Consider the following 12,889-nt stretch of genomic DNA (forward strand, 5'->3'; position numbering starts at 1 on the left):
TGACCACATGTCAGGTTCACTGTGGCACGGATTCGCCGACATGGGGTCGGTCAGCGCAAACGGACCCTTCGTGGTCACGCGGGGCGAGGGCACCCGCATCTGGGATCGCGACGGCAACGAGTACCTCGACGCGACGGCCGGACTCTGGTTCACCAACATCGGCCACGGGCGCACCGAGGTCGCGCAGGCGGTGGCCGACCAGCTCGGAAAGCTCGCGCACTATTCAGGATTCGGTGACCTCACCGCTGACGTGACCGATGCGTTGGCCGACCGGCTCGCCACCATGGCGCCGGTGCCCGGGAGCAAGATCTTCTTCACGTCGGGCGGCAGCGACTCGGTCGACACTGCGGCGAAGCTCGCCCGACGCTACTGGGTCGAGGTGGGAAAGCCGGAGAAGACGATCATCGTCGGGCGGACCAAGGCGTATCACGGCATGCACGTCGCGGGCACTTCGCTCGCCGGCATCCCCGGCAATCACGACGGGTACGGCACCCTGATGCCCGACGCGCAGACCGTCGAGTGGGACAACGCGAAGAGTCTGCTGGGCCTCATCGAGCGCGTCGGAGCCGACAATGTGGCCGCCTTCTTCTGCGAGCCGATCATCGGCGCGGGAGGCATCTACCTTCCTCCCGAGGGCTATCTGGCCGAGGTTCGGCAGATCTGCCGCGACAACGACGTCCTGTTCGTCGCCGACGAGGTGGTCACCGGCTTCGGACGGATCGGCGGTGACAGCTGGTTCGCCTCCTCACGTTTCGATCTGCAGCCCGACATGATGACCACCGCCAAGGGGCTGACGTCGGGTTATGTCCCCATGGGTGCGGTGTTCATCGCACCGCGCATCGCAGAACCCTTCTACGCAGGCGGGGTGTGGTGGCGGCACGGATACACCTACGGCGGCCACGCCGGCGCCGCGGCGGCGGCCATGTCGAACCTCGACATCATCGAGCGCGAGGGACTTCTCGCCGAGGCGTCCCGCCTCGAGGGTGACCTTGCTGCGCAGCTTGCGCCGCTGGCCGATCTCGACGCGATCTCCGAGGTACGTACCGGGCTCGGCGCCGTCACCGCCGTCCAGCTCGCCGACGCCGCCCAGGCGCCCGCTGCGGTCGGCGCGCTGCGCAAGCACGGTGTCAGTACCCGCGCCGCAGGTCAGGGAGCGTTGCAGATCTCTCCCTCGTTCGTCATGCAGACCTCCGAGGTGGGCGAGTTGGCTGACCGCATCGGCGCCGCGTTGGGCTGAGAGCGCATCTCACCCCTGCGTCGTCGGCAACACCTCGATAGACGCGGCGTTGACCGTTGCCGGTGACGACACCGACCACGCCACGGCCTCCGCGATCGCGGCCGCGGGTATCGGAGGAGTGCGCACCGCGAAGTCGAGAATGCCCCGGCCTCTGACGAGACCGGGGCATTCGTGTCCATTGGTGATCAGGCGTTGGCAAGCACCTCGGTGGTGGCGATGGCCTGCGCGACACCGGAAACGGTCGCGGCGACCTTGACGGCCTCCCAGACCTGTTCCTTGGTGAGGCCCGCGTCGCGGACGACCTTCGCGTGTGCGGCGGTGCAGTCGTGACAACCGTTGATGGTCGACACGGCCAGGCTCCACAGCTCGAAATCGGTCTTGTCGACGCCAGGGTTACCGATGATGTTCATCCGCAGTCCCATACGCACCTGAGCGTAGTCGTCGCCGAGGAAGCTCTTGGCCCGGTAGGCGACGTTGTTCATGCCCATGATCGACGCCGCGCCCAGCGCCGCGTTGTAGGCCTCGGCCGACAGTGTGTCGGCGGCTTCCTCGGATACCTCGGCCAGCACCTTCGCGTTACGCGATGCCGCCGCAGCGGCGAGGAAGGTGCCCCAGAGCTGCTGCTCGGAGAGTTCGGTCGAGCGGGCCAGCGAACCCAGGTTCAGCTTGAGATCCTTGGCGTACTCGGGGAGGGCTTCCTTGAGATTGTCGATGCTCATACGAATTCCTCTCAGACGCTTGCGGTGAGGAGCTCGCCGGCGTCGATGGTCGGGTCGCCCTTCTTCCAGTTGCAGGCGCACAGCTCGTCGGACTGCAGCGCGTCGAGAACGCGGAGCACCTCGTCGACGTTGCGACCGACGGAGCCGGCGGTCACCGAGACGAACTGGATCTCGTTGTTGGGATCGACGATGAACGTCGCGCGGTCGGCGACACCATCGGCGTTGAGAACGCCTGCTGCGGTTGCCAGCTCACGCTTGAGATCACTGAGCATGGGGAAGGGGAGGGTCTTGAGATCCTCGTGCTGTGCACGCCACTGGAAGTGGACGAACTCGTTGTCGACCGACGCGCCGAGCACCTGGGCGTCACGGTCGGCGAACTCGTCGTTCAGCTTGCCGAAGGCGGCGATCTCGGTCGGGCATACGAACGTGAAGTCCTTGGGCCAGAAGAAGATGATCCGCCACTTGCCCGGGTGATCGTCGCTCGACACCTGGGTGAAGTAGTCGTCGGGCTGCTGCGCGTCGACCTTGCTCAGATCGCCTCCGATGACAGCCGTCAGGTTGTATGCGGGGAATTGATCTCCGATGGTCAGAAGAGCCATGTGTCTTTTGCTCCTTCGTGTCGATGGCGTTCGTGGGTGGCGCGCGAACTCACGTATCTGCAGTTGCCCCTCAATTCTGCCCAAAGACCACCGAAAACGAAACGTGATGATTAGCACTAGACTGATAGGCATGAGTGATAGAAGTTATCAGCCGTCGATCGCCGGTCTGCGGGCATTCGTCGCGCTGGCAAGAAAACGCCATTTCGGTTCGGCGGCAACGGAACTCGGCGTCAGTCAGCCGTCGCTGTCGCAGGCGCTCGCCGGCCTGGAGGCCGGGTTGGGTAGGCAACTCATCGAACGCACAACCCGGCGTGTCTTCTTGACTCCGGAAGGCGAGGCGCTCCTGCCCAAAGCGATCGCGGTGACCGATGCCGTCGACGAGTTCCTCTCCGCGGCCGCGGGATCCGACGACCCGCTGACCGGCACCTTGCGGCTCGGCTTCATACCGACGGTCGCGCCGTACATTCTGCCCACGGTGCTGCGCGGACTGGGCGATCAATTGCCATCTCTCACTTTGCGTGTGGTCGAGGACCAGACCGCGCGACTGCTGGCTCAGTTGAGGGAGGGATCGCTCGACGCGGCCTGTCTCGCGCTGCCGGCGGACGCTCCCGGACTCGCCGAGATACCCATGTACGCCGAGGATTTCGTCCTCGCGCTGCCTTCGGATCATCCGTTGGCAGGGCGCAAACGTGTTGATCCGAGCTCGCTCGCCGATCTGCCACTTCTGCTGCTCGACGAGGGGCACTGCCTACGCGATCAAGCGCTCGAGGTGTGCAGGCTCGCCGGGGTGCGTGCCGACATCGGGCACACCCGCGCGGCGTCCCTCGCCACCGCGGTGCAATGCGTGGAGGGTGGCTTGGGAGTGACCTTGATCCCCGGCACCGCCGTGGCTGCGGAAACGGCCGGCGGCGACCTCGCCACCGCGACGTTCACCGTGCCCCGTCCCGGCAGACGGATCGGGCTGGTCTACCGCGAGTCCTCGGGGAGGGGTGAGTCGTATCAGCGACTCGCGTCCATCATCGCGCGGCTCGTCGAACAGACCGGCGCGGTGCGCGTGGAAAAGGCCGCGTCGGTATGAGGTCACCTCTCACGGGCCAGGACGTCGGCGGCATCGGTGCGAGCCAACTCCTCCCATTCATCGAGCAGACTCGAGTCGACCTCACGCACCATGTCGCCGACCCGCTCCGTGATCTCGACGATCTCGTCGGTGAGGACCGTCGTCGGTACGCCCTGGCGTAGAACGCGATAGCAGTCGGACAGGTACCGCAGTACCACTCCTTCGCTGCGGGCAAGGCCGTATGCCGAGATCAACTCGGTGAACGTCATGGCCCGCTCGAGCATGAGGCGTAATACCGATTTCGGCGACGGCGGAAAGCCCGCGATCCACGGATGCGAACGTCGATACACGCCGAAGGCGTAGTCGATCTCCTCGGCGAGTGGACGCGGCCAGGTGATCTCCTCCAGGCGAGCCATGCGCTCCTCGTACTCGATTCCGTCGGCCTTCATCTCGGCGATCGCCGCGTCGCGCGCTTCTTTACGCTGCGCCATCAGGACGGGGCGGGGGTCGTCGAGCGTCGCTTCGAGGATCGAGATCACGTCGAGCGCATAGGTCGACGAGTCCGGGTCGAGCAACTCGAACGCGGCGAGGGCGAACGCCGACAGCGGATTGGTGAGCGCGAAATTCTCCGGCATGTCGACGCTGAGCGCGATGTAGCGGCCGTCGGAGTCGGGCTCGGGCAGTTGTACGACGATGCCGGCGTCGCGCAGGTCGCGGTAGAGACGAATCGTGTGCCGGATCTGGCCGAGCTGGCGGTGGCGCGGGAGGTGGTTCTCCTCCAACAGATGCCGCGTGGCGGTGAAGCAGTCGCCGGGCCGTCCGAGTACCTCGAGCAGCATCGCCGTGGTCATGCGGAAGTGTGAGCGCAGTGGCTCGTCCGGTGCGTCGACGAGTTGCAGGAACGTCTTCTCGCCCCATGAGACGAAACCCTCGGGTGGCTTCTTGCGGACGATCTTGCGCAGTTTCTTCGGGTCGTCACCTGCCTTGGCGACGGCGCGTGCGTTCTCGACGTCGTGTTCGGGCGCCTGGGCCACCACGTAGCCGATGGTGTCGAAGCCCGCGCGGCCGGCGCGGCCGGCGATCTGATGGAATTCGCGAGCGCGCAGTCGACGTACGCGCGTGCCGTCGTACTTGCTCAGCCCGGCGAAGAGCACGGTCCTGATCGGAACGTTGATGCCGACTCCGAGGGTGTCGGTGCCCGCGATGACCTTGAGCAGACCTTGCTGTGCGAGGCGTTCGACGAGCCGCCGGTAACGGGGCAGCATCCCGGCGTGGTGCACGCCGATGCCTGCGCGCAGGAGTTTCGACAGTGTCGAGCCGAAACCCGTCGAGAAGCGGAAATCGCCGATTGCTTCGGCGATCTGCGCCTTCTCCTCCTTGGTGGTGATACGCGCCGACAACAAGGCCTGCGCGCGCTCGACGGCCGCGGCCTGGGTGAAATGTACGACGTAGATCGGCGCGCGGCCCGCGTCGATCAATCCCTCGATGGTTTCGTGGATGGGGGTCATCGCGTAGGTGTACTCGAGGGGGACCGGCCGATGCGTGCCGGTGACCGCACTCGTGCTGCGACCGGTGCGACGGGATAGATCGTCGACGAAGAACGTGATGTCGCCGAGCGTCGCCGACATCAGCAGGAACTGCGTGTTCGGCAACTCGATCAGCGGAACCTCCCACGCCCATCCGCGGTCGGATTCGCCGTAGAAGTGGAACTCGTCGGCGACGAGGACACCGATGTCGCTGTCGGGGCCGTCCCGGAGAGCGAGGTTGGCCACGATCTCGGCGGTCGCGCAGATGATGGGAGCGTCGGAGTTGACCGACGCGTCACCTGTCATCAGGCCGACCTGATCGGCTCCGAACTGTGCACAGAGGTCGAAGAACTTCTCGCTCACCAGCGCCTTGATCGGCGCGGTGTAGAAGGCACGTTGGCCACGGCACCGCGCGAAGTAGATGGCGCCGGACGCGACCAACGATTTTCCCGAGCCCGTGGGTGTCGCCAGGATGACGTTGTTGCCGGAGATCAACTCCAGCAGTGACTCCTCCTGGTGCGGATAGAGCTCGATGCCGCGATCAGCCCACCACCCGGTGAAAGCGTCGAACGCGGCGTCGTCGTCGGCGACGGGGATCAGTGTCGCCGACGACGCGGTGTCGTCGATCAGTTCGGCGATGACGGACCGCCGCTGTCGCCGCCATCGTTCTCACGGCCATCGACATCGCCACGTGACTGCTCGGCCAAGAACTTCTCGAGTTCTGCGCCGAGTTCGTCGCCGCTCGGCAGTGGTTCGTCGGCGGCCAACAGAGAGGCTCGCTCGGTCTGAGCCTCGGTGAAGCTGTCGTACTGTGCCTCGAGTGCGGCGACCACCGACTCGATCTCACCATTACCAGACACCTCGGCGTCAACCTGCTCACGCACGGCTGCGGCCGCGGATTCCAATGCGCTGGTGGGCAATTCGAGCCCGGTCAGTCCTGACACCGCGTCGAGCAGTCGGGCCGCCGCAGCCGGATAGTCGGTCTGGGAGAGATAGTGCGGCACATGCACCGAGAGTCCGGACGTGCGTCGGCCACCCTGGCCCAGGCGTAGTTCGAGCAACATCGACGCGCTCGCGGGCAGCTTCATCTGCGAGCCCCAACGCGGCAGGTCGCCGAGCGAATCGGGTTCGTTGCCGTGTGCGGTCAACGACGACGGCCGCGTGTGCGGAACTGCCATCGGAATGGCGTTGAGACCGATCACGTCGGTCACCCGGAAGTGATCGGCGAGGCGTCGAATGGCCTCGGTGAACTGTTCCCAGCGCAGGTCGGGTTCCGAACCCGACAGCAGCAGGAACGGCTTGCCCGCGTTGTCGCGGATCGCATGCAGCGTGAGCGAGGGCATCTCCACATCGGTGAAGGTCTCACCGCTGAAGGTGATCGTCGGACGACGCGAGCGGTAGTCCATCAGCTCGTCGTTGTCGAAGGTGGCGACCACCTCGGAGTCGAGAGAATCCCGAAGATTCTGCGCCGCCAATGCGACGGCGTGCCCGGCATCGGCGAAGCCGTCGAGCGCATGCACGAGTACGGGACCCGTACCCGCCTCATCGGAGACCCGCGGGGCGGGGAAGGCGAGCTCGAAGAGCTGACGGCCCTCGTGTGGATTGGGATCCATGTCGTCCCTCCTCTTGAAGATCGGCACGTGCCTGTCCTACCTGTTCGTCGAATTGTCCCGTATGCACGCCTCGCGTGACCAATCGGTCTCAACGTGGGGATGCACGGGTGTCCGTCTCGTTGGTTCAACAGCGGCGGCGACCTGTGGATTCCCCGCAGTTCCGACACGGTCGGAGTGTCGGGAGCAGGTCACGGCCCGGCCGGTGGCACAGTGGGATGTCGTGGGTGGACGCAGCGTTGGTGTGGTGATCGGCTTGGCCGCCGCGTTTCTCGTTGCAGCGTGTTCGGTCGACGGCGACGCAGTACAGAACAGCGACGATCTCTCGCCGCGATCGGTGACCGCAGCGGATTTCCCGGTCCAGGGCGCCACCCGCGTCCCGCAGAATTCCGTGGCCTATGCCATCGGTGATCTCATCGGACGACCCGCCGACTCGCCGTATGATCCGCCGCAGTGCCAACCGGCGGCCGTGCAGTCGGACGGCGCCGTGGTCTACCTGGGAATCGTGCAGGCCGATCGGGCCTCCTTCACCTCGGCGGTCGTGGGCGTCGACGACTCACTGAGCACCGTGGTCGACAAGGTCAGGGCGTGTCCCCGTGCGAAGACGGGCAACGCCACGACCGCCACGAGCACCGTGCAGAGCAGGGTGGTCGACGCGCCGGAGCATCCAGCGGGCGTCGACACCGCCGCGATACTGCGCACGGTGGAGACCGGCGGAGACCAGGCGCCGTTGCTGACCCGGACCATGACCTACATCGGGCAGAAGCAGAAGGTGCGCGTGTACTGCCAGTACCGCTGGCCGTCGGCGGGTGACATCAGCGAGCAAGCGTCTGGGCAGCTCGCCTCGCTGTTCGACAAGGCACTGAAAGCGGCGTTCGGCACCTGAAGTCACTGCTCCGCGGCGACTTCTGCTCCGCAGCGACTTCTGCTTCGCGGCGACTTCGGCGTTCGGTGTTTCCGCACATTCATGTCTGGCCGCATTCATGTCTGGCCGCATTCATGTCTGGCCGCATTCATGTCTGGCCGTATCCACGTATGTGTGCATTCGCCTACGCGTGCATCGGTGTCTCCGTATGTGCGCTTCTCCACGGAGTCGTGGCTTTCTGCAGTTGTGGGTCTGTGCAGTTGTGGCTCTCTGCACTCGTGGATCCACGAATTGGCGACTCCACGACATCGGTGATCTGTGCACACGCCAGGAGTTGTGCACAGCCACGGTGTCCGGGGCCTTTCCGGAGTCGAGCCGTCGTCGCGCGAGCCCAAGATGTTCGACATGTCACCTCGAAGAAATCCTCCGAGCGGTCCCATCCGGACCGTCTCCGCGCTGCTCACCGCTGTTCCCGGCTTTTTCGGCTTCATCCCGACTCGCTCGCTGATCCTGCTGGCGCTCGCGCCCGACGCTCGAACGATCCAAGCGTCGGTGCGCGTCGACCTCGATCTCCGTCCCGACGGCGCGCTCGACTCACACATGCTCGCCGAGATCGATCACCTCGCGGCGATCCTGCAGGGCTATGGCAGTTCCGACGTGATCGCCGTCGTCGCCGATGACCGTTTCGACCTGGAGAGCCCGACCTACCGCGCGGTGGTATCCGTCGTCGACCGGAGGATGTGGGCATGCGGAGGTGTCGGTCGTGGCTACGTGTGCAGTCGCTTCGGCGAGGGTGAGCGCTGGATCCAGGTATGGGAGGACGGCGCGGAACTGACGTTGCGGCTCTCACGCAACCGGGGTGTGCTCGGCGACCCGCGGATCTCACCGACCGCGGTCTCCGATGCTGTCCACTCGGGCAGATTGCTGCTCGGTACGCGCGAGGAGATCGAGGCCATGCTCCAGCCGACCTCGCACTGCGACGACCCGTGCTGCGCCCCTGATTCGGCGCGATGTCCCGTGATCGAGGCAGTACTGGACGCGCACGCGACCCCGCAGCAGTCGATGGCCGCCATTCACGAAGCGATCGCCGTGCGGCGTCTCCGGTTCGATTGCGCGAGCATCGCCGAACTCGAGCGCGCCGTCTGCGACCTGCGGGTCCGTGACGCGGCGTTGGCTTTCGCGGTCACCGATCTGCGCACGGAGGCAGAGGCACTGTGGCGGGAGCTCACCAGACGACTGTCGGGTACGGGGAGGGCGAGTGCTGCCACCCTTCTCGCCCATCTGCACTACATCGGCGGCGAGGGCAGCTTCGCCGGAGTCGCCCTCGACGTGGCGCTGGATGCCGACCCGCAGTGGAGCCTGGCCCGACTTCTCGATCGCTCCCTGCGAAACGGACTGCGTCCCGACAACCTGTGGGAGATCATCGGGGACTCATACGACGCCGCCGCAGCCCTCGGGGTGGTCATCCCGAGTGCCACTCTGCGTGATGCGAGCTGACCGGCGTGGCCGCGAACGCCGTTGCGGCTCAGACCTTTTCGACGAACAGTGAGTGGGCCATCTCGGGCGACAAGGTCAGGCCGGCGTGTCCTGGTGTACTGATCTCGACCTTGTGCGGCGTGCACGTCACCGTCACACGTGCATTGGGCACCACACCCGCCTCGCGCAGCGCTGCGATCAGTTCGGTGTCCGACTGCGCATGTTCGGACAGTCGGCGCACGATCACCGGAACCGCCTCGCCCTGCGGGAGATCCGACAGTCGAGCGGCCTCGCCCATCGCCTCGGGCGGCTCGACACCGAGTTCTGCGAGCCCCGGAATCGGATTCCCGTAGGGCGAGGTCGTCGGATTGTCGAGGACCGACAGCAGACGGCGTTCGACGTTCTCGCTCATCACGTGTTCCCAGCGGCAGGCTTCCTCATGCACCTCGTCCCAGGGCATGCCGATCACGTCGACGAGCAGCCGCTCGGCGAGACGGTGCTTACGCATCACGGCGATCGCGAGGGCCCGGCCCTTGTCGGTCAATTCGAGGTGGCGGTCGCCCGCGACCCGCAGCAATCCGTCACGTTCCATGCGTGCGACGGTCTGCGACACCGTCGGGCCACTCTGCTCGAGGCGTTCGGCGATGCGTGCGCGCAGTGGGACGATTCCCTCTTCTTCGAGGTCGTAGATCGTCCGGAGGTACATCTCGGTGGTATCAACCAGATCGTTCACTTGAGTCCAGTCCCTTCCGTCCTCACAAGGGTACCTTGACCTGCGTCGCGTCTGGCTCGTCACATGCTGAACGCGTCCGGGCCACGCAACGAGGCACTAACGTGAGAACCGTGGCTAGTGCGTGGAGACGACGATGAACGCGGCTGTGATCTGGAGTGAGGACTTCCTCTCGTACCGTTGGGCACACACCCACCCGATGAATCCGGTGCGACTGGCGCTGACCATGACGCTCGCACAGAGCCTCGGCGTCCTCGACGACGTCGACGTGTCGCCGCCCCTCGATATCGGTGACGACGCGCTGACCGTGGTGCACAGCCAGGACTACATCGATGCCGTACGGGCGGTCGGTTCGGGAACTGCGTCGCTGTCGGGGCCGCTACTCGAGAGGCTGTTCGGCCTCGGCGACTCCGACAATCCCGTATTCGACGGGATGCATGAGGCCGCGCGGCTGCTCGTCGGCGGCACGCTGGCCGCAGCACAGGCCGTCGGGTCCGGCGCCGTGCGGCGTGCGGTGAACATCGGCGGCGGCATGCATCACGCGATGCGTGCGCGGGCGGCGGGATTCTGCATCTACAACGACTGCGCCGTCGCGATCCACTGGTTGCTCGAGAACGGATTCGACCGCATCGCCTACATCGACATCGACGCCCATCACGGAGACGGCGTGCAGGTCGCGTTCGCCGCCGACCCACGCGTCATGACGGTGTCGCTTCACCAGCATCCGGCCACGCTCTGGCCGGGCACCGGATGGCCGACCGAGGTGGGCGACGACGCCGCAGAGGGGTCGGCCGTGAACGTCGCCCTCATGCCCGACACACAGGACCGGTTGTGGTTGCGCGCGTTCCACGCCGTCGTGCCGTCGCTGATCGCCGAGTTCAAACCGCAGATCATCATCAGCCAGTGCGGCGCGGACAGTCATCGGGCAGATCCGCTGACAGACCTGTCGTTGACCGTCGACGGGCAGCGTGCGGCCATGATCGCGATGCGTGATCTCGCCGAGAAGTACTGCGACGGCCGCTGGATCGCGGTCGGGGGCGGAGGCTATGGGGTGGTGAACGTCGTGCCCCGTAGTTGGTCGCACCTGCTCGGCGTCGTCCTCGACCGCGACGTCGACGTCACGACACCGATCAACGAAACATGGTGTGCCACAGCTGAACAGATCGCGACCCAGGTGCACTCGGAATACTCGCAGGCGCCGGTGCGCGTGATGGGCGACAACGGCGACGTCGACTTCGTCGAATGGGACGGCGACACCGGCCAGGAACCGCCGCCGGGGATCGACGACAGTGCGCAACGGCAAACCGATCGCGCGATCATGGCTACCCGTCGTGCGGTGTACCCACTGCATGGACTCGACCCGGAGGATCCCCGTGACTGAATCCACTGTGCGTACCGGGGAACAGAACGAACGCCCCGACAAGGACCACGCCGACGGTGTCCGTGACGAGGGGGAGCGTCACGAGGGTGAGCGGCCCCGCGGTCCGTGGGATTACCCACGGCACTGGATCGCCGACGTCCTCGCGTCCGACGGAGGGGTGGTGCACCTGCGCCCGATCGTGCCCGACGACGCCGACCGTGTCGTCCGATTCCACGCGGGATTGTCTGAACGCACGAGGTACATGCGGTATTTCGGCCCGACGCCGACTTTGCCGCCGCGCGAGGTGGCGCGGATGACCACGGTCGACCACCACCAGCGGGTGGCGCTCGTCGCGGTTCTCGGTGGTGAGATCATCGCGATCGGCATCTACGAGGGACTCGCGGCCGACGGTAAGCCCGAGTCGGCGGAGGTCGCGTTCGTCGTTGCCGACGAACACCAGGGCCGCGGTCTCGGTCCGATCCTTCTCGAACATCTCGCGGGAGCCGCTGCCGAGAACGGTTTCACCCGATTCGAAGCAGAGGTCCTCAGCGAGAATCCCAACATGGTCGCCGTCTTCCGCGATGCCGGTTACCAGATCTCCCGTGCGTTCGACGGCTCGACCGTCCATGTGGAATTCACGATCGATCCCACCGAGGCGATGCTCCTGGTGCGCAACGACCGTGAGCGCGCCTCGGAGGCGCGCAGCGTCGCCAATCTGTTGCGCCCTGCGTCCGTGGCGGTGATCGGGGCGTCGACAGACCCGAAGAAGGTCGGAAATGCGCTGTTGGCCAACATCATCGCGGGTGGATTCACCGGACCCGTCTTCCCGGTCAACGGCCCCGACCGCGAGCCAGAAGACGACCAGGACGCCGTGTCCGGTCACGACGCGGCACGCAACCGGGCGACACGACCGCCGCAGCGACGGCATCGCGGCCCGTCACGCACACCACGTGTGCGGCCGCCGTCGGTGCGGGGCATCCGCGCATACCCGACCGTGCGCGACATCCCCGACCCGGTCGACCTGGCCGTCGTCGCGGTCCCGGCCGCCAGTGTCGACGAGGTACTCGACGACTGTCTGGTCAAGGGGGTCCGAGCGCTGGTCATCGTGTCGTCTGGATTCGGTGAGAGTGGCGAGGCGGGTCTCGAGAGCGAGCACCGCCTCGTGCAGCAGGTCCGCGAGCACGGGATGCGGTTGGTGGGTCCGAATGCGCTCGGTGTCGCGAACAACGATCCGTCGATCGCGCTGAATGCCACACTGGCGCCGCGTATCCCACCACTGGGACGTGTCGGCTTCTTCTGCCAGTCGGGTGCGCTCGGCATCGCGATCCTGGACACGGCAGCGCATCGACAGATCGGCTTGTCGACGTTCGTGTCCGCGGGTAACCGGGCCGACGTCTCGGGCAACGACCTGTTGCAGTACTGGGACTCGGACGCGTCCACCGACGTCGTGTTGCTCTACCTCGAGAGTTTCGGCAATCCCCGCAAGTTCTCGCGCATCGCGCGTCGGGTGTCCCGGTCGAAGCCGATCGTGGCAGTGAAATCCGGCAAGGGGGCGATGAGCCCGGTGCGCGCCGAACGGACTGCGGCCGCGAGTCTCGACGACCGCATCGCACAGATGATGCTCGACCAGGCAGGTGTCATCCAGGTCGACACGATCCCCGAATTGTTCGACTGCGCGTCGATCTTCGCGTATCAGCCGACACCGCGCGG

11 protein-coding genes are annotated in these 12,889 nt (G+C 66.1%); 6 read left to right on the forward strand and 5 right to left on the reverse strand.

Annotated features, from left to right (window positions below):
• Positions 1–7 precede the first annotated feature (7 nt).
• A complete protein-coding gene (locus GOOTI_RS08585) occupies positions 8–1,237 on the forward strand; it encodes an aminotransferase family protein (protein ID WP_007238183.1) in 1,230 nt (409 codons plus the stop codon).
• A 185-nt stretch (positions 1,238–1,422) separates the two neighbouring features.
• On the opposite strand, the gene ahpD is transcribed toward GOOTI_RS08585, so the two are convergent.
• Positions 1,423–1,956: an alkylhydroperoxidase, AhpD family gene (gene ahpD, locus GOOTI_RS08590; protein WP_007238184.1), complete on the reverse strand. Its 534-nt coding sequence runs from the start codon at positions 1,954–1,956 to the stop codon at positions 1,423–1,425.
• A gap of 11 nt (positions 1,957–1,967) precedes the next feature.
• On the reverse strand, positions 1,968–2,555 hold the full coding sequence (locus GOOTI_RS08595; RefSeq protein WP_005172956.1) for a peroxiredoxin: 588 nt from the start codon (positions 2,553–2,555) through the stop codon (positions 1,968–1,970).
• 106 nt (positions 2,556–2,661) lie between these two features.
• Between GOOTI_RS08595 and GOOTI_RS08600 the strand changes: the two genes are divergently transcribed.
• Positions 2,662–3,633, forward strand: a complete 972-nt coding sequence (locus GOOTI_RS08600) for a hydrogen peroxide-inducible genes activator (protein WP_007238185.1) — start codon at positions 2,662–2,664, stop codon at positions 3,631–3,633.
• A gap of 2 nt (positions 3,634–3,635) precedes the next feature.
• Here the strand turns inward: GOOTI_RS08600 and GOOTI_RS08605 are convergent, their stop codons facing one another.
• Positions 3,636–5,735: a DEAD/DEAH box helicase gene (locus tag GOOTI_RS08605; RefSeq protein ID WP_083835877.1), complete on the reverse strand. Its 2,100-nt coding sequence runs from the start codon at positions 5,733–5,735 to the stop codon at positions 3,636–3,638.
• Positions 5,736–5,764: 29 nt separating this feature from the next.
• Positions 5,765–6,751 carry a PAC2 family protein gene (locus GOOTI_RS08610; protein WP_007238187.1) on the reverse strand — a complete coding sequence of 329 codons (987 nt, stop codon included), beginning with the start codon at positions 6,749–6,751 and terminating at the stop codon, positions 5,765–5,767.
• A 202-nt stretch (positions 6,752–6,953) separates the two neighbouring features.
• Here GOOTI_RS08610 and GOOTI_RS08615 point away from each other — a divergent pair, with 202 nt between their 5' ends.
• Positions 6,954–7,634, forward strand: coding sequence for a hypothetical protein (locus GOOTI_RS08615; protein ID WP_174299124.1), 681 nt, complete (start codon positions 6,954–6,956; stop codon positions 7,632–7,634).
• 384 nt (positions 7,635–8,018) lie between these two features.
• Positions 8,019–9,110 carry a DUF4192 domain-containing protein gene (locus GOOTI_RS08620; protein ID WP_169315799.1) on the forward strand — a complete coding sequence of 364 codons (1,092 nt, stop codon included), beginning with the start codon at positions 8,019–8,021 and terminating at the stop codon, positions 9,108–9,110.
• 28 nt (positions 9,111–9,138) lie between these two features.
• Here the strand turns inward: GOOTI_RS08620 and GOOTI_RS08625 are convergent, their stop codons facing one another.
• Positions 9,139–9,822, reverse strand: coding sequence for an iron-dependent transcriptional repressor DtxR (locus GOOTI_RS08625; protein WP_007238190.1), 684 nt, complete (start codon positions 9,820–9,822; stop codon positions 9,139–9,141).
• A 133-nt stretch (positions 9,823–9,955) separates the two neighbouring features.
• Here GOOTI_RS08625 and GOOTI_RS08630 point away from each other — a divergent pair, with 133 nt between their 5' ends.
• Complete coding sequence (locus GOOTI_RS08630; protein WP_007238191.1) at positions 9,956–11,200, forward strand: acetoin utilization protein AcuC; 1,245 nt, start codon at positions 9,956–9,958, stop codon at positions 11,198–11,200.
• The coding region (locus tag GOOTI_RS08635) for a GNAT family N-acetyltransferase (protein ID WP_373279017.1) at positions 11,169–12,889 on the forward strand (1,721 nt) is incomplete at its 3' end. The genes GOOTI_RS08630 and GOOTI_RS08635, both read left to right, overlap by 32 nt.

Source organism: Gordonia otitidis NBRC 100426 (assembly GCF_000248075.1).
Taxonomy (GTDB): domain Bacteria; phylum Actinomycetota; class Actinomycetes; order Mycobacteriales; family Mycobacteriaceae; genus Gordonia; species Gordonia otitidis.